Annotated in this window: 31 protein-coding genes and 1 tRNA gene; 18 read left to right on the top strand and 14 right to left on the bottom strand. The window is 53.0% G+C overall.

Annotated features, from left to right (window positions below):
• Nucleotides 1–9: 9 nt before the first annotated feature.
• On the bottom strand, nt 10–594 hold the full coding sequence (gene rimJ, locus KGP25_RS08760; RefSeq protein ID WP_008500822.1) for a ribosomal protein S5-alanine N-acetyltransferase: 585 nt from the start codon (nt 592–594) through the stop codon (nt 10–12).
• A gap of 236 nt (nt 595–830) precedes the next feature.
• Here rimJ and mdtH point away from each other — a divergent pair, with 236 nt between their 5' ends.
• The 9 genes from mdtH (at nt 831) to KGP25_RS08715 (ending at nt 7,650) form a co-directional block, all read left to right on the top strand.
• Entirely contained in the window at nt 831–2,039 is a 1,209-nt protein-coding gene (mdtH, locus tag KGP25_RS08755) for a multidrug efflux MFS transporter MdtH (protein ID WP_063621367.1), read from the top strand.
• A 267-nt stretch (nt 2,040–2,306) separates the two neighbouring features.
• Nucleotides 2,307–2,867 (top strand): lipoprotein, encoded by a 561-nt coding sequence (locus KGP25_RS08750; RefSeq protein ID WP_045910186.1) that lies wholly within the window; start codon nt 2,307–2,309, stop codon nt 2,865–2,867.
• Nucleotides 2,868–2,993: 126 nt separating this feature from the next.
• On the top strand, nt 2,994–4,040 hold the full coding sequence (pyrC, locus tag KGP25_RS08745; RefSeq protein WP_223540268.1) for a dihydroorotase: 1,047 nt from the start codon (nt 2,994–2,996) through the stop codon (nt 4,038–4,040).
• A gap of 74 nt (nt 4,041–4,114) precedes the next feature.
• Nucleotides 4,115–4,360, top strand: coding sequence for a DNA damage-inducible protein I (gene dinI, locus KGP25_RS08740; RefSeq protein ID WP_008500826.1), 246 nt, complete (start codon nt 4,115–4,117; stop codon nt 4,358–4,360).
• A gap of 272 nt (nt 4,361–4,632) precedes the next feature.
• Complete coding sequence (gene bssS, locus KGP25_RS08735) at nt 4,633–4,887, top strand: biofilm formation regulator BssS (RefSeq protein WP_008500827.1); 255 nt, start codon at nt 4,633–4,635, stop codon at nt 4,885–4,887.
• A gap of 116 nt (nt 4,888–5,003) precedes the next feature.
• A complete protein-coding gene (gene solA / locus KGP25_RS08730) occupies nt 5,004–6,122 on the top strand; it encodes an N-methyl-L-tryptophan oxidase (protein WP_223540267.1) in 1,119 nt (372 codons plus the stop codon).
• 60 nt (nt 6,123–6,182) lie between these two features.
• Nucleotides 6,183–6,296: a DUF2770 family protein gene (locus KGP25_RS08725; protein ID WP_032645429.1), complete on the top strand. Its 114-nt coding sequence runs from the start codon at nt 6,183–6,185 to the stop codon at nt 6,294–6,296.
• Nucleotides 6,297–6,503: 207 nt separating this feature from the next.
• Nucleotides 6,504–7,070: a cytochrome b gene (locus KGP25_RS08720; protein ID WP_104950887.1), complete on the top strand. Its 567-nt coding sequence runs from the start codon at nt 6,504–6,506 to the stop codon at nt 7,068–7,070.
• Between the two features lies 1 nt (nt 7,071).
• Nucleotides 7,072–7,650, top strand: a complete 579-nt coding sequence (locus KGP25_RS08715; protein ID WP_045401851.1) for a YceI family protein — start codon at nt 7,072–7,074, stop codon at nt 7,648–7,650.
• Nucleotides 7,651–7,691: 41 nt separating this feature from the next.
• Here the strand turns inward: KGP25_RS08715 and KGP25_RS08710 are convergent, their stop codons facing one another.
• The gene (locus KGP25_RS08710; RefSeq protein WP_008500831.1) at nt 7,692–8,741 is read right to left on the bottom strand and encodes a rhodanese-related sulfurtransferase; all 1,050 of its coding nucleotides are present in this window, start codon (nt 8,739–8,741) and stop codon (nt 7,692–7,694) included.
• 221 nt (nt 8,742–8,962) lie between these two features.
• Here KGP25_RS08710 and KGP25_RS08705 point away from each other — a divergent pair, with 221 nt between their 5' ends.
• From KGP25_RS08705 to KGP25_RS08695, 3 genes are all read left to right on the top strand, one after another.
• Nucleotides 8,963–9,889: a Kdo(2)-lipid IV(A) acyltransferase gene (locus KGP25_RS08705; RefSeq protein WP_045910183.1), complete on the top strand. Its 927-nt coding sequence runs from the start codon at nt 8,963–8,965 to the stop codon at nt 9,887–9,889.
• A 143-nt stretch (nt 9,890–10,032) separates the two neighbouring features.
• Entirely contained in the window at nt 10,033–11,250 is a 1,218-nt protein-coding gene (gene mdtG, locus KGP25_RS08700) for a multidrug efflux MFS transporter MdtG (protein ID WP_223540266.1), read from the top strand.
• A gap of 96 nt (nt 11,251–11,346) precedes the next feature.
• Nucleotides 11,347–11,721: a MysB family protein gene (locus tag KGP25_RS08695; protein ID WP_008500834.1), complete on the top strand. Its 375-nt coding sequence runs from the start codon at nt 11,347–11,349 to the stop codon at nt 11,719–11,721.
• A gap of 6 nt (nt 11,722–11,727) precedes the next feature.
• Here the strand turns inward: KGP25_RS08695 and KGP25_RS08690 are convergent, their stop codons facing one another.
• From KGP25_RS08690 to mdoG, 3 genes are all read right to left on the bottom strand, one after another.
• Nucleotides 11,728–11,955, bottom strand: a complete 228-nt coding sequence (locus KGP25_RS08690) for a YceK/YidQ family lipoprotein (RefSeq protein ID WP_008500835.1) — start codon at nt 11,953–11,955, stop codon at nt 11,728–11,730.
• Between the two features lie 84 nt (nt 11,956–12,039).
• Nucleotides 12,040–14,568, bottom strand: coding sequence for a glucans biosynthesis glucosyltransferase MdoH (gene mdoH / locus KGP25_RS08685; protein ID WP_223540265.1), 2,529 nt, complete (start codon nt 14,566–14,568; stop codon nt 12,040–12,042).
• Complete coding sequence (gene mdoG / locus KGP25_RS08680) at nt 14,561–16,114, bottom strand: glucans biosynthesis protein MdoG (RefSeq protein ID WP_021240787.1); 1,554 nt, start codon at nt 16,112–16,114, stop codon at nt 14,561–14,563. The genes mdoH and mdoG overlap by 8 nt, the downstream gene beginning before the upstream one ends.
• 254 nt (nt 16,115–16,368) lie before the next feature.
• Here mdoG and mdoC point away from each other — a divergent pair, with 254 nt between their 5' ends.
• A complete protein-coding gene (gene mdoC / locus KGP25_RS08675) occupies nt 16,369–17,508 on the top strand; it encodes a glucans biosynthesis protein MdoC (RefSeq protein ID WP_048027372.1) in 1,140 nt (379 codons plus the stop codon).
• 34 nt (nt 17,509–17,542) lie between these two features.
• Here mdoC and ymdB read toward each other — a convergent pair whose 3' ends face one another.
• From ymdB to csgB, 5 genes are all read right to left on the bottom strand, one after another.
• On the bottom strand, nt 17,543–18,085 hold the full coding sequence (gene ymdB, locus KGP25_RS08670; RefSeq protein WP_223540264.1) for an O-acetyl-ADP-ribose deacetylase: 543 nt from the start codon (nt 18,083–18,085) through the stop codon (nt 17,543–17,545).
• 105 nt (nt 18,086–18,190) lie between these two features.
• Nucleotides 18,191–18,511 carry a type 1 fimbrial protein gene (locus KGP25_RS08665; RefSeq protein WP_196346121.1) on the bottom strand — a complete coding sequence of 107 codons (321 nt, stop codon included), beginning with the start codon at nt 18,509–18,511 and terminating at the stop codon, nt 18,191–18,193.
• 160 nt (nt 18,512–18,671) lie between these two features.
• Nucleotides 18,672–19,004 carry a curli assembly chaperone CsgC gene (gene csgC, locus KGP25_RS08660; RefSeq protein ID WP_048222497.1) on the bottom strand — a complete coding sequence of 111 codons (333 nt, stop codon included), beginning with the start codon at nt 19,002–19,004 and terminating at the stop codon, nt 18,672–18,674.
• 61 nt (nt 19,005–19,065) lie between these two features.
• Nucleotides 19,066–19,518, bottom strand: coding sequence for a curli major subunit CsgA (gene csgA, locus KGP25_RS08655; RefSeq protein ID WP_008500842.1), 453 nt, complete (start codon nt 19,516–19,518; stop codon nt 19,066–19,068).
• 41 nt (nt 19,519–19,559) lie between these two features.
• Entirely contained in the window at nt 19,560–20,015 is a 456-nt protein-coding gene (csgB, locus tag KGP25_RS08650; RefSeq protein ID WP_223540263.1) for a curli minor subunit CsgB, read from the bottom strand.
• A 764-nt stretch (nt 20,016–20,779) separates the two neighbouring features.
• On the opposite strand from csgB, the gene csgD reads away from it, so the two are divergent.
• Genes csgD through csgG form a run of 4 tightly spaced genes read left to right on the top strand, consistent with a single transcriptional unit; the run spans nt 20,780 to nt 23,121 of the window.
• On the top strand, nt 20,780–21,430 hold the full coding sequence (gene csgD / locus KGP25_RS08645) for a biofilm master transcriptional regulator CsgD (RefSeq protein WP_021240790.1): 651 nt from the start codon (nt 20,780–20,782) through the stop codon (nt 21,428–21,430).
• A 4-nt stretch (nt 21,431–21,434) separates the two neighbouring features.
• A complete protein-coding gene (gene csgE / locus KGP25_RS08640) occupies nt 21,435–21,824 on the top strand; it encodes a curli production assembly/transport protein CsgE (RefSeq protein WP_008500845.1) in 390 nt (129 codons plus the stop codon).
• A gap of 23 nt (nt 21,825–21,847) precedes the next feature.
• The gene (gene csgF, locus KGP25_RS08635) at nt 21,848–22,261 is read left to right on the top strand and encodes a curli production assembly/transport protein CsgF (RefSeq protein ID WP_023311106.1); all 414 of its coding nucleotides are present in this window, start codon (nt 21,848–21,850) and stop codon (nt 22,259–22,261) included.
• Nucleotides 22,262–22,287: 26 nt separating this feature from the next.
• Entirely contained in the window at nt 22,288–23,121 is an 834-nt protein-coding gene (gene csgG, locus KGP25_RS08630; RefSeq protein ID WP_045357119.1) for a curli production assembly/transport protein CsgG, read from the top strand.
• Nucleotides 23,122–23,164: 43 nt separating this feature from the next.
• Here the strand turns inward: csgG and KGP25_RS08625 are convergent, their stop codons facing one another.
• From KGP25_RS08625 to ghrA, 4 genes are all read right to left on the bottom strand, one after another.
• A complete protein-coding gene (locus tag KGP25_RS08625; protein ID WP_074180321.1) occupies nt 23,165–23,647 on the bottom strand; it encodes a DUF1097 domain-containing protein in 483 nt (160 codons plus the stop codon).
• A gap of 96 nt (nt 23,648–23,743) precedes the next feature.
• Nucleotides 23,744–24,298, bottom strand: coding sequence for a molecular chaperone (locus KGP25_RS08620; protein ID WP_045908295.1), 555 nt, complete (start codon nt 24,296–24,298; stop codon nt 23,744–23,746).
• Between the two features lie 21 nt (nt 24,299–24,319).
• Nucleotides 24,320–25,057 carry a phosphatase gene (locus tag KGP25_RS08615; RefSeq protein ID WP_223540262.1) on the bottom strand — a complete coding sequence of 246 codons (738 nt, stop codon included), beginning with the start codon at nt 25,055–25,057 and terminating at the stop codon, nt 24,320–24,322.
• 84 nt (nt 25,058–25,141) lie between these two features.
• Nucleotides 25,142–26,080 carry a glyoxylate/hydroxypyruvate reductase GhrA gene (ghrA, locus tag KGP25_RS08610; RefSeq protein WP_223540261.1) on the bottom strand — a complete coding sequence of 313 codons (939 nt, stop codon included), beginning with the start codon at nt 26,078–26,080 and terminating at the stop codon, nt 25,142–25,144.
• 232 nt (nt 26,081–26,312) lie between these two features.
• Here ghrA and KGP25_RS08605 point away from each other — a divergent pair.
• Nucleotides 26,313–26,400 (top strand) — tRNA-Ser (locus tag KGP25_RS08605).
• The last annotated feature ends 112 nt before the right edge of the window (nt 26,401–26,512 follow it).

The following is a 26,512-nucleotide window of genomic DNA, read 5'->3' as shown; positions in this document are numbered from 1 at the left end:
CTTTTCTCCTTAACGACCTGCAGTCCAGTCCCGGGTGGTTAATGCCGTCAGAACGTGGTCGCGCCACTCTCCGTCTATCAGAAGATAGTCTTTGGCGTAACCCTCTTTCTCGAACCCTAAACGCGCCAGCAGATTTCCGCTGCGCTGGTTATGCGGCATATAGTTCGCCATAATGCGATGAATGTGCTGCGTGCGTTGCATATAGCGGATCGCTACCGTCAGCGCCTCATACATCAGCCCCTGCCCCTGCCACTTCTGGCCGATGGAGTAGCCAAGGTAGCAGGCGTGAAACGATCCCCGCACCACGTTTGAAAAATTGGCGATCCCGATAATCTCTTTCTCTTCAGGATCCAGCAGCGCGAAGTAAAACGCGCTGCCCTGCTTGTGAAATTCCGTAATCATGCTGAGGCGCGCCTGCCAGCCGGAAGGGTAACAATGGCTCTCATCACGAACGGGTTCCCAGGGCTTTAAAAACTGGCGATTCTCGGCGTAATAATCCGCCAGACGCCAGGCATCACGCTCATGCACCAGACGAACGACCAGCCTGTCCGTTGTCAGACGCACTTTTGGCACATTACTGCGATAGCCAAACATCGATACCACTCCTTCCCGTCACTTCAGCTTACCCATTAGCTTTACTATACCTGCGCCTGCGCCGTCTGTGAAAACAGTGACATACCATTTTCACCTCTTTTCACACTTTTCGATGAGAACTCTCTATCAAAGCACCCTTTTGATAAAAAAATATTGTCGCGTTCAGGGGTGGGAAAAAACGCGGCGACACCGCAGAATGTTAGCGTGCTCACCATCTTATTTTCCCTGGAGGGAAAATGTCCCGCGTATCACAGGCCAGGAGCCTGGGTAAATATTTCCTGCTCGTCGATAACATGCTGGTCGTGCTCGGCTTTTTTGTCGTTTTTCCGCTTATTTCGATCCGCTTTGTCGATCAGATGGGCTGGGCGGCATTAATGGTCGGCATTGCCCTGGGGCTACGCCAGTTTGTCCAGCAGGGCCTGGGCGTCTTTGGCGGGGCCATCGCCGACCGCTTTGGTGCTAAACCGATGATCGTCACCGGTATGCTGCTTCGCGCGGCAGGCTTTGCCACGATGGCGGTCGCTCAGGAGCCGTGGCTGCTCTGGTTCTCCTGTTTCCTCTCCGGTATCGGGGGCACGCTGTTCGATCCGCCCCGCACCGCGCTGGTGGTAAAGCTAATTCGCCCGCAGCACCGCGGCCGCTTCTTCTCGATTCTCATGATGCAGGACAGTGCCGGGGCGGTTGTCGGCGCCCTGCTGGGAAGCTGGCTGCTGCAGTATGACTTCCGTCTGGTCTGTGCGGCTGGGGCGGTACTCTTTATTCTGTGCGCGCTGTTTAATGGCCTGTTCCTGCCGGCGTGGAAACTGTCGACGGTGAAAGCGCCGGTCCGGGAAGGGCTTGGTCGCGTCCTGCATGACAAGCGCTTTGTCACCTATGTGTTGACCCTGACGGGATATTACATGCTGGCCGTGCAGGTCATGCTGATGCTGCCGATCATGGTTAACGACATTGCAGGTACCCCTGCGGCGGTGAAATGGATGTACGCCATCGAAGCCTGCCTGTCGTTAACGCTGCTCTATCCGATTGCCCGCTGGAGCGAGCGACGTTTTCGTCTGGAACATCGTCTGATGGCCGGACTGTTCCTGATGACGCTGAGCATGATGCCGATCGGCCTGGTGAACACGCTCCAGCAGCTGTTTACGCTGATTTGCACATTCTATATTGGCTCGATCATCGCCGAGCCTGCCCGCGAAACGCTGAGCGCCTCGCTTGCGGATGCGCGTGCGCGCGGCAGCTATATGGGGTTCAGCCGCCTGGGGCTGGCACTCGGCGGGGCATTAGGTTACGCCGGGGGCGGCTGGTTGTTTGATGCCGGCAAAGCGTTAAATCAACCTGAACTCCCGTGGATGATGCTTGGCGCGGTGGGCTTTATGACGCTACTCGCCCTGTGGTGGCAGTTCAGCCAGAAACGCAGCGCGAGCGGCATGCTCGAGCCAGGCGCGTAGCCTTTCCTGAGGTATCCCCACGGATTAATGTGGGCAGAGAACAATCCCCTCGCCCCTTTGGGGAGAGGGTTAGGGTGAGGGGAACATACGACTGTGGTGGTCATTCCGTTCACTTTATATTTCTTGCTACTCTTTAACGACATGACCGGTGAACGTGCCAGGGCGGCTCCCGCCCCACTTCTCAGTTTTTTCTGCTGGTTTCTACCCATTCACGCTGACATACTGGCGTAACAGGACAGAAGCGCCGATTTTTCGTTGAGGAACACTATGAAGAAAATTGTTTTAGCCGCGGCATTGGTTGTCAGCGGTCTGCTGGTTGGCTGTAACCAGCTCACACAATATACCGTCAGTGAACAGGAAATTAATCAGGCGCTGGAAAAACATAACAATTTCTCGAAAGACATTGGCGTACCGGGTCTTGCCGATGCGCATATCGTGCTCACAAATCTCACCAGCCAGATCGGACGTGAAGAGCCAAACAAAGTCACCCTGGCCGGTGATGCGGACCTTGATATGTCCTCCCTCTTTGGTAACCAGAAAGCCAACATCAAGCTCAAGCTGAAGGCACTCCCTGTTTTCAACAAAGAGAAAGGGGCAATTTTCCTGCAGGAGATGGAAGTCGTCGATGCGCAGGTGTCTCCGGACAAAATGGCGCCGGTACTGCAAACCCTGATGCCCTATCTGAATCAGTCGCTGCGGAATTACTTTAACCAGCAGCCCGCGTACGTCTTAAGTGAAGACAAAAGCAAGGGTGAAGCCCTGGCGAAAAAATACGCAAAAGGGATAGAGGTTAAGCCGGGTGAAATTATCATTCCTTTCACCGATTAACCTGAAGGGCGCTGCGGCGCCCTTTTTTTTACGGAAAAGTGTGCAAACGAAAACGTTTCCGCTTATGATTTGTGTCCGGCAAAAACAGCCATCCTAATGACTGATTCCTGACAAGCCGGAGCTTCCATGACTGCACAACCCCAGGTTCTTAAAATCCGCCGCCCTGACGACTGGCATATTCATCTGCGTGATGGTGATATGCTGAAAACCGTCGTGCCTTATACCAGCGAAATTTATGGCCGCGCGATTGTCATGCCTAACCTGGTGCCACCAGTCACCACCGTCGATGCCGCGATAGCCTATCGTCAGCGCATCCTCGATGCCGTTCCTGCGGGACACGATTTTACCCCGTTGATGACCTGCTACCTGACCGATTCACTGGATCCGAACGAAGTGGAGCGCGGCTTTAACGAAGGCGTGTTTACGGCAGCGAAACTCTACCCGGCGAATGCCACCACCAACTCCAGCCACGGCGTCACCAGCATTGATGCCATTATGCCGGTTCTGGAACGCATGCAGAAACTGGGTATGCCGCTGCTGGTTCACGGTGAAGTGACGCATGCTGACATTGACATCTTCGACCGTGAAGCCCGTTTTATCGAGACCGTGATGGAGCCTCTGCGCCAGCGCCTGCCCGCGCTGAAGGTGGTCTTTGAGCATATCACCACCAAAGACGCGGCAGAGTACGTGCGTGACGGCAACAATCTCATCGCCGCCACCATTACGCCACAGCACCTGATGTTTAACCGTAACCACATGCTGGTGGGCGGGGTGCGCCCTCACCTCTACTGTCTGCCTATCCTCAAGCGCAACATCCACCAGCAGGCGCTGCGTGAGCTGGTCGCCAGCGGGTTCTCCCGCGCGTTCCTCGGTACCGATTCCGCGCCTCACGCCCGCCATCGTAAAGAGGCAAGCTGCGGCTGTGCAGGCTGCTTCAACGCCCCAACGGCGCTTGCCAGCTACGCAACTGTATTTGAAGAGATGAACGCGCTGGAACATTTCGAAGCATTCTGCTCTCTTAACGGCCCACGCTTCTACGGCCTGCCAGTCAATGACACCTTCATCGAACTGGAGCGTAAAGCGAGCCACGTAGAGGAATCCATTGCCCTGACGGATGACACGCTGATCCCATTCCTGGCGGGTGAAACCGTAAGCTGGACGGTAAAACGTTAAAAAATCAATGCCCCTTGTTGTCAAACTGATAATATACCTGTATAAATAAACAGTATATTACACAGGGGGCATTTATGCGTATTGAAGTCACCATAGCCAAAACTACCGTTCTGCCTGCCGGCGCGCTTGATGCACTGGCAGGCGAATTATCCCGTCGTATTAACAATACCTTTCCTGACAACGCAGGTGCCGTCACGGTGCGTTACGCCGCGGCAAACAACCTTTCCGTTATTGGTGCCGCAAAAGAAGATAAAGATCGCATCAGCGAAATCCTGCAGGAAACGTGGGAAAGCGCTGACGACTGGTTCATCACGGATTAACACTGCTCCCTCATTGTGTTTTTTGCCGGGTCGCCCCGGCTTTTTTTTGCCTAAAATCCCGTAAGTTCAAATTAATTCGGCATCTTCTTTAAAAATCGTGAACGAGATGGTGTTTTATTGTTCGAACAATCCTAAAAAGCAGAAAAATGTGTTGCCACCTGTTTATTTTTCCCTTCGGAACCCTTATTACTTGGTATACTGAAGTTGCTTTCAGAAAAACATGCATTGAACCTCAAAGCCGTTGTCTTCTAACACGCATTAAGGGGGTTATAATGGAAAAGAATAGTGAAGTCATCCAGACCCACCCACTCGTTGGCTGGGATATCAGTACCGTAGATAGCTACGATGCGCTGATGCTGCGTTTGCACTACCAGACCCCAAATCAACTCAACCGTGAAGAAGCGGAAGTTGGACAGACGCTGTGGCTAACAACAGACGTCGCCCGTCAGTTTATTTCTATTTTAGAGGCAGGTATTGCAAAAATAGAATCTGGCGACTATCAGGAAAATGAGTATAAACGGCACTAAGCTTATGCCCACTTTTCACTCAACAGGCACCCTCGCGGTGCCTTATTTATTTCTCCCTTGTCTAACCCCGCGTTGTTAATTACTCTGCTAACAAAACATCAGTTTACGAGATGCATATGAGATACGACTTAATCATTATTGGCAGCGGATCCGTGGGTTCTGCCGCCGGTTATTACGCGACGCAGGCGGGCCTGAAGGTCCTGATGATCGATAGCCATCTTCCGCCTCATGCGGAGGGCAGCCATCATGGCGATACCCGCCTCATCCGCCATGCGTATGGCGAAGGCGAGCGCTATGTTCCGCTGGTGCTTCGCGCCCAGACGCTGTGGGACGAACTGGCGAAACAGACTGAAGACCGCATTTTCGAACGTACCGGCGTTATCAACCTGGGCCCGGCCCATTCTGAATTTCTCGCCGGCGTCGAACGCAGCGCGAAAGCGTTTAATCTGGACGTTGAGAAACTGGACGCGACGGGCATTAGCGCGCGCTGGCCCGAAATTAGCGTCCCGGACGATTATATTGGCCTCTTTGAAGCCCACTCTGGTGTGCTGCATTGTGAAACGGCGATCAAGACCTGGATCGAGCTTGCCGAGAAGGCAGGCTGCGCGCAGCTGTTCAACTGTCCGGTAGACGCCATCACCCATGACGGTAATGGCGTCACGGTAACGACCCTTGACGGTGAATATTCCGCGGATCGCCTGCTGGTCAGCGCGGGAACCTGGGTTACCCGCCTGCTGCCCGATCTGCCGATCCAGCCGGTGCGCAAGGTCTTCTCCTGGTTCCAGTCGGATGGTCGTTACAGCGTCCAGAATAAATTCCCGGCCTTCACTGGCGAATTACCCAACGGCGACCAGTTCTACGGCTTCCCGTCAGAAAAAGACGCGCTGAAAATCGGTAAACACAACGGGGGCCAGGCTATCTCCTCCCCTGAAGAGCGTAAGCCTTTCGGCGCCTTTCCTCAGGATGGTTCGGAAGCCTTCTCGTTCCTGCGCACTATTCTTCCAGGCGTCGGCGGCTTGCTGTATGGCGCGGCCTGTACCTACGACAACACGCCGGATGAAGACTTTATCATTGATACGCTGCCGGGGCATGACAACACGCTGCTCATCACCGGACTGAGCGGCCACGGCTTTAAGTTTGCTTCCGTGCTGGGTGAAATCGCCGCGCAGTTTGCCCAGGGTATTGCACCGCAGTTTGATCTGACGCCCTTCTCCCTCTCGCGTTTTAACAGATAATTCGCCACGGGCGCCGGACGTCCCGGGGCCCGTTTCATTCACACTGCATTACGGGGCGTTATGCGCAGGATCGTTAGCTTTCTGATGAATAATATTCGCGAGCATTTTATGCTCTATCTCTTATTGTGGGCGCTGTTGGCCATTATTGATTTTGTTTACATTGTATTTTACTGAAAAGCCTTACTGACAATAATTGACGTTAATTTATCTTTATTGAAACTCACCATTTCGCTTGCACGAAGAGATTGAATTAGCGCTACCGATCCTTTTCAAAATTGCTGAAATAAATAAAATAAAAATCAATAGCCAATTATTTCAGTTGCAATATCCCGCCTTCCCGTTCATTATTACTTTCCGGTTAATTTGAAAATGGACATTCTGATGCAATTGCGTAACTCCTCCCGGCGCTACGGAATAATATCCATAGGTTTGCACTGGATATTTGCTCTTGCCGTCTACGGTATGTTTGGACTTGGGCTCTGGATGGTCACGCTCAGCTATTACGATGGCTGGTATCACCAGGCGCCGGAGTTGCATAAAAGCATTGGTGTCCTGCTGATGCTGGGGCTGGTTTTCCGCGTGATCTGGCGACATATTTCCCCGCCGCCCGCTGCGCCAAAGACCCACAGTAAATTTACCCGCCTCAGTGCCGTCGCCGCGCATATTGCCCTCTATGCACTGCTGTTTGGCATCCTGATTAGCGGCTATCTCATTTCGACGGCTGACGGTAAGCCGATTAACGTCTTTGGCCTGTTCGACGTTCCGGCAACACTGAGCGATGCCGGGGCGCAGGCCGACACGGCGGGGGTCATTCACCTCTGGCTTGCCTGGAGCGTGGTGATCCTGTCCGTACTTCACGGGCTTGCCGCCCTCAAACACCATTTTATTGATAAAGACGATACGCTAAAGCGCATGCTTGGCCGCTCGTCAGTTGACTCTGGAGCATAAAATGAAAAAACACCTGCTGGGTATCGCACTGGGTTCTCTGTTATTCACCGCCGGTTCCGCCGTGGCGGCGGATTATAAAATTGATAAAGAGGGCCAGCACGCTTTCGTCAATTTCCGTATTCAGCACCTGGGATATAGCTGGCTGTACGGCACCTTTAAGGATTTTGACGGCACGTTCACCTTTGACGAAAAAAATCCCGCGGCCGATAAAGTCAATGTGACGATTAATACGAACAGCGTCGACACAAACCACGCAGAGCGCGATAAACACCTGCGCAGTGGGGAGTTCCTCAACGTCGCGAAATTCCCGCAGGCGACCTTCACTTCTACTGAGGTGAAGAAAGACGGCGATAAGCTGAATATTACCGGCAACCTGACGCTTAACGGCGTAACCAAACCGGTCACGCTTGATGCGAAATTACTGGGTCAGGGTGATGACCCGTGGGGAGGTAAACGCGCAGGTTTTGAAGCGGCAGGGAAAATTCACCTGAAAGATTTTAATATCACAACGGATTTAGGCCCGGCGTCTCAGGACGTGGAGCTGATTATTTCCGTTGAAGGTGTACAGCAGAAATCGTAATAACGTCGCCCGGCAGGCTTTCACCGTGCCGGGCGTTATTATCATTCCGGGTCAGGGATACCCAGTTTGGTATTCAGGCGACCGCGTGATTTATTGAAAATCTTGTTGCCGTTTTCACGTCCTGCGCGACGGCGACGCTGCTCTTCTTCCGGCAGGATGCTCTCTTCGCTGCACAGCTCGCTACAGCAACCGTTAAACTTCTCGGCACAGGCCGGGCACTGAATGAACAGCAGATGGCAACCGTCATTTTTGCAGTTGGTGTGGGTATCGCACGGCGCGCCGCACTGGTGGCACTGGGCAATGACGTCGTCCGAAATACGTTCGCCCATACGCTCGTCAAAGACAAAGTTTTTCCCGATAAAGCGTACCGGCAGCCCCTGCTCACGGGCGCGGCGAGCGTACTCGATAATCCCGCCTTCAATGTGCCAGACCTTATTAAAGCCGTTGTGCTTCATCCACGCGCTGGCTTTCTCACAGCGGATACCGCCGGTGCAGTACATAACGATCTTTTTATCTTTATGCTCCTGCATCATCTCAACCGCTTTCGGCAGCTGCTCGCGGAAGGTATCGGCCGGGATCTCCATCGCGTTCTCGAAATGCCCCACCTCATACTCATAGTGGTTACGCATATCAATAAACACGGCATCCGGATCGTCCAGCATCGCATTCACTTCCGCCGCCTTCAGGTATTCACCGACGTCCGCCGGGTTAAACTCAGGATCGTCGATACCGTCCGCCACGATGCGTTCACGCACCTTCATGCGCAGCACCCAGAAGGATTTCCCGTCATCATCCAGGGCAATGTTCAGGCGTAAGCCGTTAAGGGCCGGGTCAAACTGATAAAGTACGTCACGGAAGGCGCTGACTTTGCTTTCCGGTACGCTAATCTGCGCGTTAATGCCTTCACGGGCAAGGTAGACGCGGCCGAAGACGTTCAGCGCTGTGAACGCCTGATAAAGCGCATCGCGGGTCGCCTGCGGATCGTCGATCGTGAAGTATTTATAGAATGAGATGGTGGTGCGCGGTTCGGTTTCAGCCAACATACGCGCTTTTAACATCTCATTCGACACGCGGTTGTGTAACACTGGCATGGTGTACAGTCCTGGAATCGTTAGAGAGAATGAAAATTCGGTCGGCATCATATAGCAAACAAAACCAATTTACATCCACACAATTTACGCTACATTTCACACACCCTGATTAATCAGGCTTAACAATTGCTGTATTCGTGCACGCTTCGAAAGCAGATATTTTGGCTACGCCTCAAAAAATGAGACACTAGCAAAACAGGACGTTTGAACACAGGAAAGACATGACCCAGTTACCAACATTTACTGCCGCCCTTTTGCATCCCCGTTATTGGTTGACCTGGCTTGGCATCGGCTTTTTATGGCTTCTGGTACAGCTTCCCTACCCTGTTATTTTTCGGTTGGGTAAATTTCTGGGCCGTTTCGCACAGCTGTTTATGAAGCGTCGCGCCAGAATCGCGTACCGCAACCTTGAGCTGTGTTTTCCGCAGATGAGCGAATCAGAGCGTCACGACATGGTCGCGAAGAATTTTGAATCCGTCGGGATGGGGCTTATGGAAACCGGCATGGCGTGGTTCTGGCCGGACAAACGCATGGCTCGCTGGAGTGAGGTGACGGGAACCGGCATGGATCCGGTGCATACGCTTCAGGCCAACCAGACGGGCGTTCTGCTGATCGGCGTCCATTTTCTGACGCTGGAAATCGGGGCGCGTATGTTCGGCATGCAGGCGCCCGGCATTGGCGTTTATCGCCCTAACGATAACCCGGTCATCGATTTAATCCAGACCAACGGCCGCATGCGCTCTAACAAAAGCATGATCGACCGTAAAGATCTGAAGGGAATGATCCGCGCGCTGAAATCCGGTGAAGTGGTCTGGTATGCCCCCGACCACGACTATGGCCCACAGGCCAGCGTTTTTGTCCCCTTCTTCGCCGTTGAAGAGGCCGCGACAACCACCGGTACCTGGATGCTGGCGCGGATGTCCAAAGCCGCCATCGTGCCTTTTGTTCCCCGCCGCAAGCCTGACGGTTCGGGCTACGAGCTGATGATGCTGGAGCCGGAACTCGCACCGCCGCTTGACGATGCAGAAACCACCGCACGCTGGATGAACAGCGTTGTGGAGAAGTGCATCATGCTCGCCCCGGAGCAGTATATGTGGCTGCACCGTCGCTTTAAAACCCGGCCAAAAGGCACGCCGTCCCGCTATTGATTTTCAACGTGCGGCCCTCAGGGCCGCATGCTGTTTTAGCTTTAAAAGCTCCCCCTCATTGCGGCAATCATAACCCAGGCGCATAATTAGCAGGCTTATTACTTCATGCTTCAGGTGCTCAGCACCTCATTATGCGGATTGTTATGTCACCCTCAGATGCCCCCATAAACTGGAAGCGTAACCTCACGGTTGCGTGGCTTGGCTGTTTTCTCACCGGTGCAGCGTTTAGCCTGGTCATGCCTTTCCTGCCGCTTTACGTCGAACAGCTGGGCGTGACGGGCCACAGCGCGCTCAATATGTGGTCCGGCCTGGTATTCAGCATCACGTTCCTGTTTTCCGCGATAGCCTCGCCCTTCTGGGGTGGCCTTGCCGACCGCAAGGGGCGAAAAATTATGCTGCTCCGCTCGGCGCTGGGGATGGCCATCATCATGGCGCTGATGGGCGTGGCGCAAAACGTCTGGCAGTTCCTGATTTTGCGCGCGTTGCTGGGCCTACTGGGAGGCTTTATTCCGAATGCCAATGCCCTGATTGCCACACAAATTCCTCGCCATAAGAGCGGCTGGGCGCTGGGCACGCTCTCAACCGGCGGCGTGAGCGGTGCCCTGCTGGGGCCCCTGGCCGGCGGACTCCTGGCCGACAGCTATGGCCTGCGCCCGGTATTCTTCATCACCGCCAGCGTGCTGTTCCTGTGCTTTATCGTCACCCTGCTCTGTATTCGGGAAAACTTCACACCCGTTGCGAAGAAAGAGATGCTCCACGCCAGGGAGGTGCTGACCTCGCTCAAAAATCCCAGACTGGTACTCAGCCTGTTCGTGACGACCCTGATTATTCAGGTTGCAACCGGATCGATTGCTCCTATCCTCACGCTGTACGTTCGCGATCTGGCGGGCAACGTCAGCAATATTGCATTTATTAGCGGGCTGATCGCATCCGTGCCCGGCGTGGCGGCATTGCTCAGCGCCCCGAGGCTGGGGAAACTGGGAGACCGCGTCGGCCCGGAAAAAATTCTGATCTGTGCGCTGGTGATCTCTGTCCTGCTGCTGATCCCCATGTCGATGGTGCACTCGCCCTGGCAGCTTGGTGTTCTGCGCTTTTTACTGGGCGCCGCCGACGGCGCGTTACTGCCCGCCGTCCAGACCCTGCTGGTCTACAACTCAACAAACCAGATTGCCGGGCGTATTTTCAGCTATAACCAGTCGTTTCGCGACATCGGTAATGTCACCGGGCCGCTCCTCGGGGCTGGTATTTCCGCCAGCTTTGGTTTTCGCGCCGTCTTTATCGTGACGGCAGGCGTAGTGCTGTTTAATGCGATCTATTCGTGGTTCAGTTTATCCCGCGCGTTACGGCCAGTGGCGGAATAAGACGAACGCCTGAAGCTTATTTTCATATTCATACTTGCAGAATCAGATATTCAGCTATTCTTTCCCTGAAACCTTCTGGAAAACAGGGAGACACCAATGACCATGTACGCCACGCTGGAAGAAGCTATTGATGCCGCTCGTGAAGAGTTCCTCGCCGATAACCCCGGCGTTGAAGAAGAAGATGCTGACGTGCAACAACTTAATATCCAAAAATACGTTCTGCAGGATGGGGATATTATGTGGCAGGCCGAATTCTTTGCCGATGAGGGTGAAGAAGGGGAATGCCTGCCGGTCCTGAGCGGTGAAGGTGCGCAGGCCGTCTTTGACGGTGACTATGATGAAATCGAACTGCGGCAGGAATGGCTGGAAGAAAACACCCTGCACGAGTGGGATGAGGGCGAATTTCAGCTCGAGCCACCACTCGATACGGAAGAAGGTCAAACCGCAGCCGATGAGTGGGACGAGCGTTAATTTACGCTACTCGTAAGGGCCGTGGCTGGCATCGATCGGCAGCAGCAGCGTGTCGAAAATTAGCGAGAATGGCAGATCCAGCACGGTGAGGTAGCGCCATGCGGAGTCACGGAGATCCCATTTCACGCCCGGGTAATACTGATTCCCGTGGCCTTGCCCTGGAATGGTGCGGCTGATGATGCTGCCGCAGCCGCTGAGCAGGCATGCCATCAGAACGACGATGATTATTCTCATGAGTAACCTCTAAAAAAATACCGGCGATTAAGCCGGTATTTTATCTGGCGGGTGGCGCTTCGCTTACCCGCTCTACTTAACCACTTACTTCGCCTTCAACGCCAGCGGGTTCAGCTTCAGTACTTTATAGTAGTTTACCCACGAAGAGTATCTCTCCGGCGCGGACCACACACGGTAGTGAAGACGCGCCATCGTGACCGGGTCGCTCAACAGGACCAGACGACGGTCACGGTTGAGTTTTTCCGGGGTCTCGTTCAGCGCCTGCTCAACGTGACGATCGCGGGCAATCTCCAGCACCTGGCTGGCACGGTGGCGCGCGGTGGCCATCGCCGTTGCCAGGGCGTTGAATGACGGGTTAAACACGGCGTGCATAAAGCCGTCATCCAGCGTGCGATTGCGGTTCTGCTCGAGATAACGATCGGTGTCCACCAGCACCTGAGGCGGGGAATACTCTTCCGGGATCAGGAACAGCTTCCAGCGTTTGGTCCGCAGCCCCACCGTCGAACGGCTGGAGATCACGGAGACAAACGGCGACAGGATCAGCGAGAAGACAATCGGCGCCAGCCAGAACAGGAAGCGCAGATCCAGCCACGCCATTCCGGCCGCCCACACCAGACCCAGCAGCAGCTGAGAACCGTGGCGCATAAAGGCTTCGCTCCACGGCGTGGAGTCGTCATCACGCTGCGGTGAGTTCCAGACCACTTCCCAGCCCAGGAACGCACTGACCACGAACACGGTGTGGAACAGCATACGCACCGGTGCCAGCAGCACGGAGAACAGCACTTCCAGCAGCAGTGAAAGGGTCACGCGGAAGAAACCGCCGTACTCTTTCGAGCCTTTGCACCAGATCAGGATGATGCTGAGCAGCTTAGGCAGGAACAGCAGCACCATGGTGGAGGCAAACAGCGCAATCGCCAGTTCCGGGCGCCACTGTGGCCACACCGGGAACAGCTGCCGCGGTTGCAGGAAGTATTGCGGCTCCGTCAGGGCATGCACGACCTGCAGCGCAGTAGAGAGCGCAAGGAACATAAACCACAGCGGTGCGGAGAGATAAGACATCACGCCCGTCAGGAACACTGCACGGTGAACCGGGTGCATCCCTTTCACCAGGAACAGGCGGAAGTTCATCAGGTTACCGTGACACCAGCGGCGGTCACGCTTGAGTTCGTCCAGCAGGTTCGGCGGCAGCTCTTCGTACGATCCCGGCAGGTCGTAGGCAATCCAGACGCCCCAGCCAGCACGACGCATCAGCGCCGCTTCCACGAAGTCATGCGACAGAATAGAACCGGCAAACGAACCCTCGCCCGGCAGCGGCGCCAGCGCACAGTGTTCAATGAACGGCTTCACGCGGATAATCGCGTTGTGACCCCAGTAGTGCGATTCACCCAGTTGCCAGAAGTGCAGACCCGCCGTAAACAGCGGCCCGTAAACACGGGTGGCGAACTGCTGGCAGCGCGCATAGAGCGTGTCCATACCCGAGGCTTTTGGCGAAGACTGAATGATACCCGCGTTCGGGTTGGCTTCCATCAGACGCACCAGACCGCTCAGGCAGTCACCGCTCATGACGGAGTCCGCATCCAGCACGACCATATAGCTGTACTGATTACCCCAGCGACGGCAGAAGTCATCGATGTTACCGCTTTTACGCTTCACACGACGGCGGCGGCGACGGTAGAAGATCTGCCCTTCGCCCTGCACTTCTGCAATCAGTTCCATCCACGCTTTTTGTTCCGCCACGCAGATATCCGGGTTGTAACTGTCGCTCAGGATGTAAACGTCGAAATGCTCCGCGTTGCCAGTCGCCTTTACGGACTCCCAGGTGGCACGCAGGCCCGCAAACACGCGGTCAACGTCTTCGTTACAGATAGGCATAATCAGCGCGGTACGGTGCTCAGGATTGAGGGGTTCATCCCCGACCGTTGACGCCGAAATGCTGTATTTGTCACGCCCCATCAGCAGCTGCAGGAAGCCCATCAGCGCGGTCCAGAAACCAGCCGAGACCCAGCAGAAGAGAACCGCGAACAGCAGAAGGATGCCGCTCTGCAGGATGTACGGCAGCAGCTGCATGAAGGAGACCCAGAGATCCTGGCCCATCATGTCCGTCGGATTGATAAACGCCCAGCCCTGATAAGGCAGGATGGTTTTCATATACCAGGTCGCGACGACCGTCTGCGCCAGCGTCAGCAGCAGCAGGATGTAGCGACGGATGGTCCCCACGGTACGCCATTTCTGTTCGGAAGCCTGCTCTTCTTTCGTCAGGCGTGACAGATAGCGGGGCGTCACATCACGCCCGCGCAGGCGATCCCAGAAGCGGCCCACCGGGTTGGTGCGCCATGGGTCGGGGAACATTGAGGAACGCGTGGCCTTCGGCATCGCCTGAAGCTGATCGCGCCCTTCGTCGTCTTTAATCAACTGCCCTTCTGCCAGCGAGTCCGGCCAGGCCTGCTCCAGACGTGCCTTTACTGACCCCAGCGGCGTATCATCATCACGGGAAAACTGACGATGTTCACCATCCAGCGCGGTGTGAACCGCGCGGATGTCGCTCTTAGGCAGTGCCGCTTTTTCGATATCCGTCAGCGGCATGGCATCAATATATTCAGATGTATTATTCATTGGCAGGTAGCTGATAGCTCCAGGTTTCACTCAGCGGCTGATCGTTACTGACCAGCGCTGCACGCATTTCAGTGGTCTGTTTCGGATCTTTCACTTTCACGCGCAGGGTCAGACGCCAGCCTTTGGTTACCGGGTTGTAACGCACGGTATTCTCAACGATTTCACCGTTATCACCGATGCTGGCCTGAGCGGCAACGGCAGTGTCCGGTGACAGTTTCTTCATATCCTGGCCTGTGAAGTCCACGACAAAGGCCACGGTACCGTCAGGCTGACGGATAAGATTAGACTGCTTCACATCACCCGTTGAGCGGCGAGTCTGCATAACATACGCGTTATCCGGCGCATGCAGCTTATCTTCGTCGCGGCTGAAGGTGATGGTGTACTTGAAGTTCATCTCTTTACCGGCTTCCGGCAGTTGATCCGGCGTCCAGTAAGCCACGATGTTATCGTTGGTTTCGTCGTTGGTTGGAATTTCGACCAGCTCAACCTTACCTTTACCCCAGTCACCGTTTGGCGTGACCCAGGCGCTTGGGCGCTGGTCATAGCGGTCGTCCAGATCTTCAAAGCGGGAGAACTGACGACCACGCTGCAGCAGGCCAAAACCTTGTGGGTTTTCCATTGCGAAGCTGCTTACCGCCAGATGTTTCGGGTTGTTCAGCGGACGCCAGATCCACTCGCCGTTACCGGCGTGAATAGACAGACCGTTGGAGTCATGCAGTTCCGGGCGGAAGTTGGTTGCCGGTGACGGCTGGTTCGGCCCAAACAGGAACATACTGGTCAGCGGCGCAACGCCCAGCTTGCCCACTTTATCACGCAGGTAAACCTTAGACTGCACGTCAACCACCGTGTCACGACCCGGCATGATCACAAAGCGATAGGCACCGGTCGCACGCGGAGAATCCAGCAGCGCATAGATAGTCAGACGTTTGTCCGTTGGTTTTGGACGTTCAATCCAGAACTCACGGAAACGTGGGAATTCTTCACCTGATGGCAGCGCGGTATCAATAGCCAGTCCGCGCGCAGAAAGCCCGTATACCTGCCCCGCGCCAATCACGCGGAAATAGCTGGCACCAAGCATGCTGACGATTTCGTCGTTTTTATCTTTGCTGTTGATCGGGTAAAGCACCTTAAAGCCAGCGAAGCCCAGGTCTTTCACCGTATCTTTGTCGTGTTGCACATTGCCAAAATTGAAGTAATCCGGGCTGTATTTAATCTTACGTACCGCTGTGGCCGTCACTTCATTGATGGCAACAGGCGTGTCGAAATACATACCCTGATGATAAAACTCAAGCTTGAACGGGGTCTTGATGTTGCTCCAGTAGGCTTTGTCGTGATTGAACTGGATCTGCTGATAGTCCGCATATTTCATATCGCGGAAAACGGAGGGCAAGTTACTTTTCGGCGCTTCGTAGCTCTTGCCCGCCATCGATTTTGCCTGTTTTGCGACATCGTCGATGTTAAAGGCCAGTGCCGATGAGGTATACAGTGATAACACCACTGCAGCACCTAACCAACGCATTTTCATCATCTGTGGTTTATGTTTCATAATAAGTAAGCACTTCCCCCTTTGTGTGCTTATATCGATCCGATCCATTTTAATGGAAACTCAGGCAATCCGACAACATTATCACTGCTTTGTTCAGCTGCTGGCTCATGGATTAAGCAAATGAAAGAACCCATTATTCACTTTGCGTGCTTATCCTGGAGACAGGGTGTCGGTCTTGGTGTAGGGTTGCTTTCGAATGTAACCATTATGAGTCTTAGGGATAAGACGAAAAGTCTGAGAATGCACAACGTTATATGAGCACAACACCAACAGAACGTGAATATTTCCTCGACTCGATCCGGGCATGGCTGATGCTATTGGGGATCCCTTTTCACATATCACTGATTTACTCCAGCCACACCTGGCATGTGAATAGCCAGATGCCGTCCTGGTGGCTGACGCTGTTTAATGACTTTATTCACGCCTTCCGTATGCAGGTGTTTTTTGTCATCTCCGGCTATTTCTCATACATGCTGTTTCTGCGATACCCGCTTAAACGCTGGTGGAAGGTGCGCGTCGAGCGCGTGGGGATCCCCATGCTGACCGCGATTCCGCTGCTGACGCTGCCTCAGTTCATTATGCTGCAATACGTCAAAGGCAAAGCGGAAAACTGGCCGAATCTGTCGCTGTATGAAAAGTACAATACGCTGGTCTGGGAGCTGGTGTCTCACCTGTGGTTCCTCTTGGTCCTGGTGGTGCTCACCACGGTGAGTCTGTTCATTTTTAGCCGCCTGCGCCACCACCTGAGTTCGACAGCCGACGCCTTTTTCGCCAACGTTACGATGGGCAAACTGTCAGTGCTCTTCTTGCTGTTGGGGATCGCTTATGCCGCCGTGCGACGGACCCTGCTTATCGTCTATTCGCCGATTTTAAGCGACGGGCTCTTTAATTTCGTGGTGATGCAGTCGCTGTTCTACATTCCGTTCTTTTTAATCGGCGCGCTGGCGTTTATTTATCCGAAGCTGAAAGCACTGTTTACCACTCCGTCACCGTGGTGCGCGATAGGTGCGGCCTTCGCGTTCGCAGCCTATCTGCTGAATCAGCGCTACGGCAGCGGCGACGCCTGGATGTACGAAACGGAAAGCGTGATCACCATGCTGCTGGGTTTGTGGATGGTGAACGTGGTATTCGCGCTCGGCCACCGCCTGCTGAACTTTAAGTCCAGCCGCGTGACCTACTTCGTCAATGCTTCGCTGTTTATTTATCTGGTGCATCACCCGTTAACGCTTTTCTTCGGGGCTTATATCACCCCGCATATCGCCTCCAACACACTGGGGTTCTTTACCGGTCTGGTGTTTGTCGTGGGGATTGCGATCGTGCTCTATGAAATCCATCTGCGGATCCCGCTCCTGCGTTTCCTCTTTTCAGGAAAACCACAGGTAAAAGCCTCATAAACAACCGCGGCGCACTAAGTGCGCCGCGCTTTCTTCAGGTGTCCAGTTCCTGCCCGCGCTGGGTCAGCAACCGTTGATAAAGGTGGGTAGTTTGTTCGTCGAAACAGACAAAGATAACCTTCTCAGGCATCGGTTTTAGCGACAGGTAGCGGTAAACGGTTTCGACGGCGATCGTCGCGGCAGCCGCCTTAGGATAGCCATACACACCGGTACTGATGGCCGGAAACGCCATTGTTTTATAGCCGTTGTCGGCAGCCAGCCGCAGACAGTTCCGGTACGCCTCTTCCAGAATACTCGCCTCATGCCGATCGCCACCGTGCCAGACAGGCCCTACTGCGTGAATGACCGCTCTGGCGGGCAGATCCCCCGCAAGCGTAATCACTGCATGGCCGGGAGGACATTCACCCTGCTGTTGCCGCACGGTTTTGCAGGCTTCCAGCAGCTGCGGTCCGGCAGCCCGGTGGATAGCCCCGTCCACACCGCCTCCCCCCATCAGGGAGGGATTGGCCGCATTGACGATGACGTCGACGTGCATGGTCGTAATATCGCCATGAATCACTTCAATTTGCGGTTTCATAAAGCCCCTCTGCAACCCGCCTTTTTCTTAAGTGTATCGCAGGGCTGCCCGGGAGAAAAAACTATCAGAAAAAATCCTCTTCCGCACAAAGCGGAAGAGAGAGCGTTATCGATACTGTATTTCGACAACCGCGAGCGTTTTTTCAGGGTTGAGGTATTTCATGCGCAGCGATGCCAGGTTCGAATCGGACACGTGGCCATTAAGCGCCTCTTCATAGCTGACCATGCGCGTTTGCATACGATTATTATCCGGGCAAGACATGGCAAACTGTCTCTGCTGCGGCGAAACTTCACAGGGGTCGGCAACAATGGCACCGCGAAAATGAATGACGCCACCGTTCACAATGGTAGCGGAATAAACCGGGAGGCTAAAAACAGAAACGATCAGGCCCAGACCCGTCACGAGTCGAGCGAAAGAGTGGTTCATTATAGGTACTCCTCAATGAAAATCGTCCTTGAGGGGTAAACGCACTTCATTATGACAAACGAAGTCTCACGTTAAGGAACATAATGACCTGGTCCCTGATATCAGCATAGCTCAACGGTACAGACCCGCCACATTCACAAGCCATTGATTCCATGAATGTTTAGATCGCACTTCCCGCTGGCGACCACTGTTGTGATAAATGAAGCGATTTTCCATCTGAGACGGTGACAACGATTTTTACCGTGTCTCCTGCGTTAATATTTAAACTCAGGCGCATTAAATCAATCGTCTGATTAGCGGGTATAAAAAGGGTATTTTGCTGTCGGGACGAACTTTGTCCCCCCTGCCCTTCCCGAACGGAAACAATCTGAACCTGACAATCACACGGCTGCGCCAGAGTGACCTGCGGAATAATGGTGGTCATATTTTCCTGCTGCGACGTTTTGAAGGTTATCTGGCTGGAAAGCGCGGCAAGGAGAATTAAGGTATTCATGATGAACTCCCGAAAAAAAACAGGGCATCAGCCCTGTTTTTTTGTAGCACAGATTTCAGCATCAGTACTGATGAGCTGTCGCGTGGTTACCGAAGCCGATCTGGGTAACGTTGACAGTCGAGTTAGAAGCAGTCTGGTCTACGAGGGCACCGTTAAAGCCGCCGGACTGGCTAACGTTCATAACAGATTTTTTACTGTTCCACTGATCAAGTGTTGCACTGTTGCCAAATCCTTTCTGGGTCAGGTTGATTTTACTGTCATCAGAACCCTGACCAACGTCAGCGCCGTTACCGCCACCTTTCTGGGTAATATTCAGCACAGAATTTCTGGCGTCTGTCTGCAGAGCAACCGCGGAGTTACCGCCACCGTCCTGATAAATATTCAGGGTTGAATTTGGGCCACTGTATCCGCCATGACCATGTCCATGACCCCAGCCGCCCTGATTAATAGAACCCGCCATAGCACTACCAGAAACTACGATTGCTGCAAGCGCTGCCACTTTGAGAAATTTCATGGTAAACCCCCATCGGATTGATTAAAGTCGTCGCGAAGGCGCTAATGTTGAATAACGTTAATCGCCATTTGCGACTGTTTCTGCACTACAACTGCGGTTTTCTGCGTACCGTACTGCGTAATATTTGCTCTATTACCCGACCCTTTCTGGATAATTTTCGCGCTATTACCGTATCCATCTTGCGTAATACCTGCATCATTCGCGTTACCGCTCTGATCGATCCAGGCAATATTGTAACCCCCTGATTGATCAACTCTCGCTCTGTTACCTGCCCCGTCCTGGGAAACAATGGACAAGAGTTTTGAACCCTCCTGGCGAACCTGAGCGTCATTGAAAACACCCTGTTGACCAATAATGGCTGCCTGATTGGGTGATGAAAGACTTAATTCGTTAACCGCAAAGTTATATTCAGGATTGGCTAAATCTGAATTCGCTGCGGTTACAAATCCAGGCGCACCCAGTAATGTAAACACCATAAATAACGATGTGTATTTCATGTTGTCACCCTGGACCTGGTTATTGAATCACGCCATAACCGTATAACCGTGTTAATTGTAAAAACGATTCGTATTGTGTTAACGCGTCGTTACGGTGAAGAGTATGTCCGCTGAAACATTTTAAATATCTCACCCGCGCGGCTTATTTTTATTTTTCAGATCACCACAAAGTCGTAATTTACATCAAAAAACACTTTATTCAGGCCAGCTTATATTTTTTATTACAGGTGTTTTGCGAAAGGGTTGTACAGCGAGGCGAAGGCTGTCCACGGGTCTTCCCGGGGTGTTTAAACGTAACGGCTGAAGAACATTTTTTCTCAGTGCGTGACACGACACCTGTTTTCTTAAGCCAGACCACTGCTCATTCCTGGACTTAGAACCAACCTGTAACTCATACTTAATTATCGTTTCATCAAAATAACAAATAACCCTATAAATCAAATAATTATAAATATTTGTATGATTTTTAAAATCTGTGCACCTCTATTAATATGTACAACTTTCTCATCATTTCTCGCCATTCATTACAAGATAATTTCACAAATTAATATTGATTTTTACATTCAGTTACATGTTTAACACTTGCTTTAAACTTCGTAAAAGCTAGATTGAAATTAGATGTACGAAATTGGTTTTATATTTACCTCCCTGTGGAGGTTATGGTCTGATTCTACACACAGCAGTGCAACATCTGTCAGTACTTCTGGTGTCCTCTAATAAACAGGAGGGCAGCTGCCAGGTGCCAAAAAAAGTGGGGTTTCATCATGTATAATGAAGTCCATAGTTTACATGGTCATACATTACTGTTGATCACAAAACCTTCTTTGCAAGCGACAGCGTTATTACAACATTTAAAGCAATCTTTATCACTGAACGGGAAATTGCATAATATTCAACGTTCTTTTGATGATATTGCCCCTGGCAGCATCATTCTGTTCGATATGATGGAAGCTGATAAAAAGCTTATCCATTACTGGCAGGATATTTTAAGCAGGAAAAACAATAATATCCGCGTGCTATTGTTGAATACACCTGACGAATATCCCTTCAGAGATATTGAAAGCTGGCCGCATATCAATGGCGTGTTCTACGTCACGGAAGAAGAAGACCGGGTGGTTGAGGGCCTGCAAGGTATATTGCGCGGCGAGTGTTATTTTTCGCAAAAGCTTGCAAGCTATCTCATTACGCACTCCGGAAATTATCGCTATAACAGCTCAGAGTCAGCACTGCTCACGCACCGTGAGAAAGAGATCCTGAATAAGTTACGCATTGGTGCTTCAAATATTGAAATCGCCCGTTCGTTATTTATCAGCGAAAATACGGTAAAGACGCACCTTTATAATCTTTTCAAGAAGATAGCTGTGAAAAACCGAACTCAGGCGGTTTCGTGGGCTAACGATAACCTCAGGCGTTAATCACATGAAACGCACTTTGAGTTGGATCGCCGCAGCGAGTTTCCTGCTCGCTGCAGGGAATCTGAAGGCCGTCGAGGTCGAAGTTCCCGGATTGTTAACAGACCACACTGTCTCATCGGTCGGGCACAGTTTTTACCGGGCCTTCAGTGACAAATGGGACAGTACTTATACCGGAAATATAACAATCAACGAGCGGCCCAGTGCACGATGGGGAAGTTGGATAACAATAACGGCCAATCAGTACGTTATTTATCAAACGTTTTTATTCCCCACAAAAATGGACTTCGATAAAAACGTAGCCTTAGCACTGGCACAATCAGAAGACGCTATTAATCGCCTGCAAATAGATAAAGCCCTATTAAGCACCAGCGATTTAGCAAAAGACGAGTTCTAGCGAACCGATATGCGGAGGCTGTCATGCGTATTGCATATGCAGTTGTTTCGATAATGCTGATCACCCCCATAAGCTGGGCCGGAAACATGACGTTTCAGTTCCGTAACCCTAACTTTGGCGGTAACCCTAACAACGGTGCGTTTCTGCTGAATGAGGCTCAGGCGCAAAACTCCTATAAGGACCCAAGCTTAAAGGATTTTAGCATTGATACCCCATCCGCCCTGGACAACTTCACTCAGGCTATCCAGTCGCAGATTTTAGGCGGGTTATTGACCAACATTAATACCGGTAAACCCGGCCGGATGGTGACCAACGACTTTATCGTTGATATCGCCAACACTGATGGACAGCTTCAGCTGAACGTGACCGATCGTAAAACCGGAAGAATATCCACCATTCAGGTTTCCGGTCTTCAAAGTAATTCAACTGACTTTTAAACAATAGCTAAATAAGGACAACGATCATGCAGCGCTTCCTGATATTTGTTGCAGTGTGCTTATTGAGCGGTTGTTTAACTGCTCCACCTAAAGAAGCTGCAAAACCAACATTAATGCCTCGGGCCCAGAGTTATCGTGATTTAACGCATTTACCTGCTCCAACGGGGAAAATATTTGTCTCCGTATACAACATTCAGGACGAAACCGGGCAATTCAAACCTTACCCGGCAAGTAACTTCTCCACGGCCGTGCCGCAAAGCGCCACCGCGATGCTGGTTACCGCACTCAAGGATTCGCACTGGTTTATTCCGCTGGAACGTCAGGGTCTTCAGAACCTGTTGAATGAACGGAAAATCATTCGTGCCGCACAGGAGAATGGTACCGTCGCGGCCAATAACCGCACGCCTCTGGAATCTCTGGCGGCAGCAAACGTGATGATTGAAGGATCGATTATTGGTTACGAAAGTAACGTTAAATCGGGTGGTGCGGGCGCGCGGTACTTCGGTATCGGTGCGGATACCCAGTACCAGCTCGACCAAATCGCCGTTAACCTGCGTGTGGTCAACGTCAGTACAGGCGAAGTGCTCTCTTCGGTGACCACCAGCAAAACCATACTGTCCTATGAAGTTCAGGCAGGGGTATTCCGCTTCATCGATTACCAGCGTTTGCTTGAGGGTGAAATTGGTTACACCTCTAACGAGCCGGTCATGATGTGTCTGATGTCAGCCATTGAAACCGGCGTGATCTTCTTAATCAACGACGGTATTGACCGCGGGCTGTGGGATCTGCAAAACAAAGCAGACGTGCAGAACCCGATACTGGTGAAATACCGCGATATGTCAGTCCCTCCGGAATCCTGACAGGAAGCGCATAAAAAAGGCGAGATGATTATCTCGCCTTTTTTTATTCGCTCACCGCCGTGATGTTTTGTGCTTTTTCCCGCCGCGACGCCAGCCAAAGACCGCTGTTTTTCATGGCATAGCCAAACAGCAACCCCAGCGCCAGGGAAGGCACCACCAGCTTCCAGTCACCCTGCCCTGCAAAGGTCGCGCACGCTCCCATAAAGGTTCCCGGCACAAACGAAAGCAGCAGATGCTTAGCCTGAACGCACATCAGGAAGGCAACCACGCCCGTCATTACGTACCCCAGTATCTCCAGATGCGGCGCCAGCGCGCTGCCTTTCATGATCACCAGCGCCCAGATAACACCGCTCATCAGCGTGCAGCCAGAGATAAAGAGCCCTTTGACGCCCCCCTGCGGGCAGGCGAAATAGGCCGTACAGCCAAGGAATCCGGCCCAGCTGAGCAATCCGAGAGACACGGCCACCCATCCCCAGAGTCCGGAGAGAATGCCCGTCGTTATTGCGATAGAAAGTAATATGTTCATGGCGCGCATCTTAGCAGAAGCGCACCACAGAAATGCGATCAGAAGCACATTATGTGCAAATTGAAATGCGGAGTTGCAGGATTTATGTGATCTAAATCACTCTTCATTCTCTTCTTCCAGCTCATCCCACATCGCCGCGATCGCGTCGCGGGTCAGCGGTGCCAGCGTTCTCCAGAATGGCGAGGTGGCATGGGCTTCGACTTTACCCAGGAATGTGCCGACCCACGGCAGCAGATACGTTTCGAAGAGGGTTTCGATGGCTTCGTTTTCATCATCCCCGGCGTTGTCTTCGATCCAGGAGGCAGCAAGCAGCAGCGTACCGATATGATCGGCTGGCGTATCGCTTAGCGGCATACCGCGGGTGGAGAGGAAAGCACGGACTTCCGCTTCCGTCGCCCCTTCCTGCCAGGCAGAACGGTATGGCGAAACGCGGCACTCTTCACCGACGAACAGCGCATTGTAATCGGTCGCAATCTGCTGCATGTCGCAGCTTTTTTGCAGACGCGCCAGTAAATCATCCTGTTCCAGCGGCCAGTTCTCCGCCAGTTTACCTTCACGAATTAACGTAAAAAGCGGAACCAACAGCGGGTCTTGCGGCTGGCGATAATAGAGCGTACCCAGCACGCGGCAAAGGATGGAAAACTCGTTCATTTTTATTATTCCATTACACAATTAAAGATCGGCAAATTCGGCAATCGGCTCCATGCCGCGCGATTCGAGGAAATCGAGCATGCGGCGCGGGGTGACGTTCAGGATTTGCGCTACCGGGAAGTTAACGTCATTCAGCACCTTCAGGCACTCGCTGAAATCGCCCAGCGTGAAGGCGGTATGGGAATCCGAACCCAGCGCCACCATGCCGCCCGCATCGCGGACGGCGGCCGCCACTTCGCGGCAGTTGGCTTCACTGCCCTTACGCGAGTGAACAAAGGAGGAGTTGTTAATCTCCAGCGCCACGCGGTGCTTCGCTGCCGCCTGCGCGACAGCCTGAATATCAATCGGGTACTTCGGGTTGCCGGGGTGGCTGATAATATGCACATTGCCGCTGGCAATGGTGGCAATCATCGCCGCGGTGTTGGTCTCTTTATCCTGAGGTGCAAAAACCGGCTCGTGGAAACCGGCGAGGATGAGGTCCAGCGACGTCAGCATCGGGCCGGTGCAGTCGATCTCACCGTCGGTATTTTTGATGTTCGCCTCAATGCCGCGCAGTATCCCAATGCCGTCCACCAGACGTGGCCAGATCCGCATATTCACAAAATGCCAGTAGTGCGGCGCATCCGCCATGTCCGGGCCATGATCGGTGATCGCGAACAGCTTAATCCCCTTAAGCTTCGCCTGGGCGATATAATCATGGAGGTTGCTATACGCGTGGGTACTGGCGACGGTGTGCATATGCAGGTCAACGGGATACATCTCTCTCTCCTCTGCGGTTTTTCCAAAGGATAGCAGTTATCAGCGGCGAATATTAGCAAAAACCCGGCGAACGCCGGGTTTCTCTCAGTAGCCGCGCTGTCTGTCGACCTGGCCGGTGACCGCGTTACCCTTCTCCATTTCGCTGATGGTATGGGATATGTACGCCACCGCTTCTGCCGGACGCGTCACGGCGGCCACGTGCGGGGTCATCGCCACGCGCGGATGTGCCCACAGCGGGCTTTCCACAGGCAGCGGCTCACGGCTATAGACATCCAGCATGGCGCCTTTTAGCTTTCCGCTGTCCAGCGCCTTCAGCAGATCGGTCTCGACCAGATGCACCCCGCGCGCCAGGTTCATGAGGTAGCTCTGATCGGCTAACTGGTTGAGCAAGTCTTCATTGATGATACCGACCGTTTCCGCCGTATTGGGCAGCAGGTTGATCAGCACGCGCGTGCCGTTCAGAAAGGCCGGGAGTTCATCCGTGCCGGCAAAGCTCTCGACGCCCGGATAATCTTTGCGGCTGCGGCTCCAGCAGCGCAGCGGAAAGCCCCACGGTGCGAGGGCTTCAGCCACCTTTGAGCCCAGCACGCCCGCACCGAGGATGCCGATGGTAAAGTCTTCACGACGGTAATCCGGCAGCGGCTCCCAGTGGGCCTGCTGTTTAAATGCCTGATAGTCATCGAAGCGGCGGAACCAGTGCAGCACCTGGCTGACCGCATATTCCTGCATCTGCTGCCCCATTCCGGTATCTTCCAGGCGGAACAGGGGAATCGCTTCCGGCAACATGTCAGGGTGCGCCTTCAGCTTGCTCAGAATGGAATCCACACCGGCTCCTAGGGCAAAAACGGCCTTTAGCTTGCGACCCTGGAGCATTTCTACCGGCGGATGCCAGACCAGCGCATAGTCAGCATGTTCGTTATCTCCACGCTTCCACTCGCGAACGCGTGCGCCGGGTAGTGCCGCCGTGAGCGCCTCGATCCAGTAGGCCGTATCAAACGTGGGGTGATAGAAAAGTATATCCATAGTCATTCCTGCCTTTTATTGCGCTGATTTATTTTGTTTTTTAACGAGGTTGTCAGCATAACAAATTTATTGCACGGCTGTGTTGTTGATAAAAAAGACGCTTTCAGCACATTTAAGAATCATGTTGTCTGAAGTTTGTCTAAACGCGCTAAATTACTGAAAAAGTGAGTTGACGGCAGTTCGGCTTTTCCTTACATTAGCGCCCGTCCCGTCAACAACGGGATGACAATATGGTGAGGTGTCCGAGTGGCTGAAGGAGCACGCCTGGAAAGTGTGTATACGGCAACGTATCGGGGGTTCGAATCCCCCCCTCACCGCCATATTTAAAGAAGAGCTCGCATGAAAATGCGGGCTTTTTTTTCGCATATTGCACGCATGCTGGGGGGATTCGAACCTTGAAACTCCCTGCGCTCTTTATGTCGGGTGGCTCTG

Origin of the sequence: Enterobacter sp. JBIWA003 (assembly GCF_019968825.1) — a bacterium.
In the GTDB taxonomy this organism is placed as follows: Bacteria; Pseudomonadota; Gammaproteobacteria; order Enterobacterales; family Enterobacteriaceae; genus Enterobacter; species Enterobacter quasiroggenkampii.
Note: the sequence above shows the minus strand (reverse complement) of the source record. Positions and strands in the feature narration are given on the sequence as shown.

Excerpts from the sequence above, each read along its gene's own strand:
- rimJ (WP_008500822.1), bottom strand. The coding sequence starts at position 594 with ATGTTTGGCTATCGCAGTAATGTGCCAAAAGTGCGTCTGACAACGGAC.
- mdtH (WP_063621367.1), top strand. The coding sequence starts at position 831 with ATGTCCCGCGTATCACAGGCCAGGAGCCTGGGTAAATATTTCCTGCTC.
- KGP25_RS08750 (WP_045910186.1), top strand. The coding sequence starts at position 2,307 with ATGAAGAAAATTGTTTTAGCCGCGGCATTGGTTGTCAGCGGTCTGCTG.
- pyrC (WP_223540268.1), top strand. The coding sequence starts at position 2,994 with ATGACTGCACAACCCCAGGTTCTTAAAATCCGCCGCCCTGACGACTGG.
- dinI (WP_008500826.1), top strand. The coding sequence starts at position 4,115 with ATGCGTATTGAAGTCACCATAGCCAAAACTACCGTTCTGCCTGCCGGC.
- bssS (WP_008500827.1), top strand. The coding sequence starts at position 4,633 with ATGGAAAAGAATAGTGAAGTCATCCAGACCCACCCACTCGTTGGCTGG.
- solA (WP_223540267.1), top strand. The coding sequence starts at position 5,004 with ATGAGATACGACTTAATCATTATTGGCAGCGGATCCGTGGGTTCTGCC.
- KGP25_RS08725 (WP_032645429.1), top strand. The coding sequence starts at position 6,183 with ATGCGCAGGATCGTTAGCTTTCTGATGAATAATATTCGCGAGCATTTT.
- KGP25_RS08720 (WP_104950887.1), top strand. The coding sequence starts at position 6,504 with ATGCAATTGCGTAACTCCTCCCGGCGCTACGGAATAATATCCATAGGT.
- KGP25_RS08715 (WP_045401851.1), top strand. The coding sequence starts at position 7,072 with ATGAAAAAACACCTGCTGGGTATCGCACTGGGTTCTCTGTTATTCACC.
- KGP25_RS08710 (WP_008500831.1), bottom strand. The coding sequence starts at position 8,741 with ATGCCAGTGTTACACAACCGCGTGTCGAATGAGATGTTAAAAGCGCGT.
- KGP25_RS08705 (WP_045910183.1), top strand. The coding sequence starts at position 8,963 with ATGACCCAGTTACCAACATTTACTGCCGCCCTTTTGCATCCCCGTTAT.
- mdtG (WP_223540266.1), top strand. The coding sequence starts at position 10,033 with ATGTCACCCTCAGATGCCCCCATAAACTGGAAGCGTAACCTCACGGTT.
- KGP25_RS08695 (WP_008500834.1), top strand. The coding sequence starts at position 11,347 with ATGACCATGTACGCCACGCTGGAAGAAGCTATTGATGCCGCTCGTGAA.
- KGP25_RS08690 (WP_008500835.1), bottom strand. The coding sequence starts at position 11,955 with ATGAGAATAATCATCGTCGTTCTGATGGCATGCCTGCTCAGCGGCTGC.
- mdoH (WP_223540265.1), bottom strand. The coding sequence starts at position 14,568 with ATGAATAATACATCTGAATATATTGATGCCATGCCGCTGACGGATATC.
- mdoG (WP_021240787.1), bottom strand. The coding sequence starts at position 16,114 with ATGAAACATAAACCACAGATGATGAAAATGCGTTGGTTAGGTGCTGCA.
- mdoC (WP_048027372.1), top strand. The coding sequence starts at position 16,369 with ATGAGCACAACACCAACAGAACGTGAATATTTCCTCGACTCGATCCGG.
- ymdB (WP_223540264.1), bottom strand. The coding sequence starts at position 18,085 with ATGAAACCGCAAATTGAAGTGATTCATGGCGATATTACGACCATGCAC.
- KGP25_RS08665 (WP_196346121.1), bottom strand. The coding sequence starts at position 18,511 with ATGAACCACTCTTTCGCTCGACTCGTGACGGGTCTGGGCCTGATCGTT.
- csgC (WP_048222497.1), bottom strand. The coding sequence starts at position 19,004 with ATGAATACCTTAATTCTCCTTGCCGCGCTTTCCAGCCAGATAACCTTC.
- csgA (WP_008500842.1), bottom strand. The coding sequence starts at position 19,518 with ATGAAATTTCTCAAAGTGGCAGCGCTTGCAGCAATCGTAGTTTCTGGT.
- csgB (WP_223540263.1), bottom strand. The coding sequence starts at position 20,015 with ATGAAATACACATCGTTATTTATGGTGTTTACATTACTGGGTGCGCCT.
- csgD (WP_021240790.1), top strand. The coding sequence starts at position 20,780 with ATGTATAATGAAGTCCATAGTTTACATGGTCATACATTACTGTTGATC.
- csgE (WP_008500845.1), top strand. The coding sequence starts at position 21,435 with ATGAAACGCACTTTGAGTTGGATCGCCGCAGCGAGTTTCCTGCTCGCT.
- csgF (WP_023311106.1), top strand. The coding sequence starts at position 21,848 with ATGCGTATTGCATATGCAGTTGTTTCGATAATGCTGATCACCCCCATA.
- csgG (WP_045357119.1), top strand. The coding sequence starts at position 22,288 with ATGCAGCGCTTCCTGATATTTGTTGCAGTGTGCTTATTGAGCGGTTGT.
- KGP25_RS08625 (WP_074180321.1), bottom strand. The coding sequence starts at position 23,647 with ATGAACATATTACTTTCTATCGCAATAACGACGGGCATTCTCTCCGGA.
- KGP25_RS08620 (WP_045908295.1), bottom strand. The coding sequence starts at position 24,298 with ATGAACGAGTTTTCCATCCTTTGCCGCGTGCTGGGTACGCTCTATTAT.
- KGP25_RS08615 (WP_223540262.1), bottom strand. The coding sequence starts at position 25,057 with ATGTATCCCGTTGACCTGCATATGCACACCGTCGCCAGTACCCACGCG.
- ghrA (WP_223540261.1), bottom strand. The coding sequence starts at position 26,080 with ATGGATATACTTTTCTATCACCCCACGTTTGATACGGCCTACTGGATC.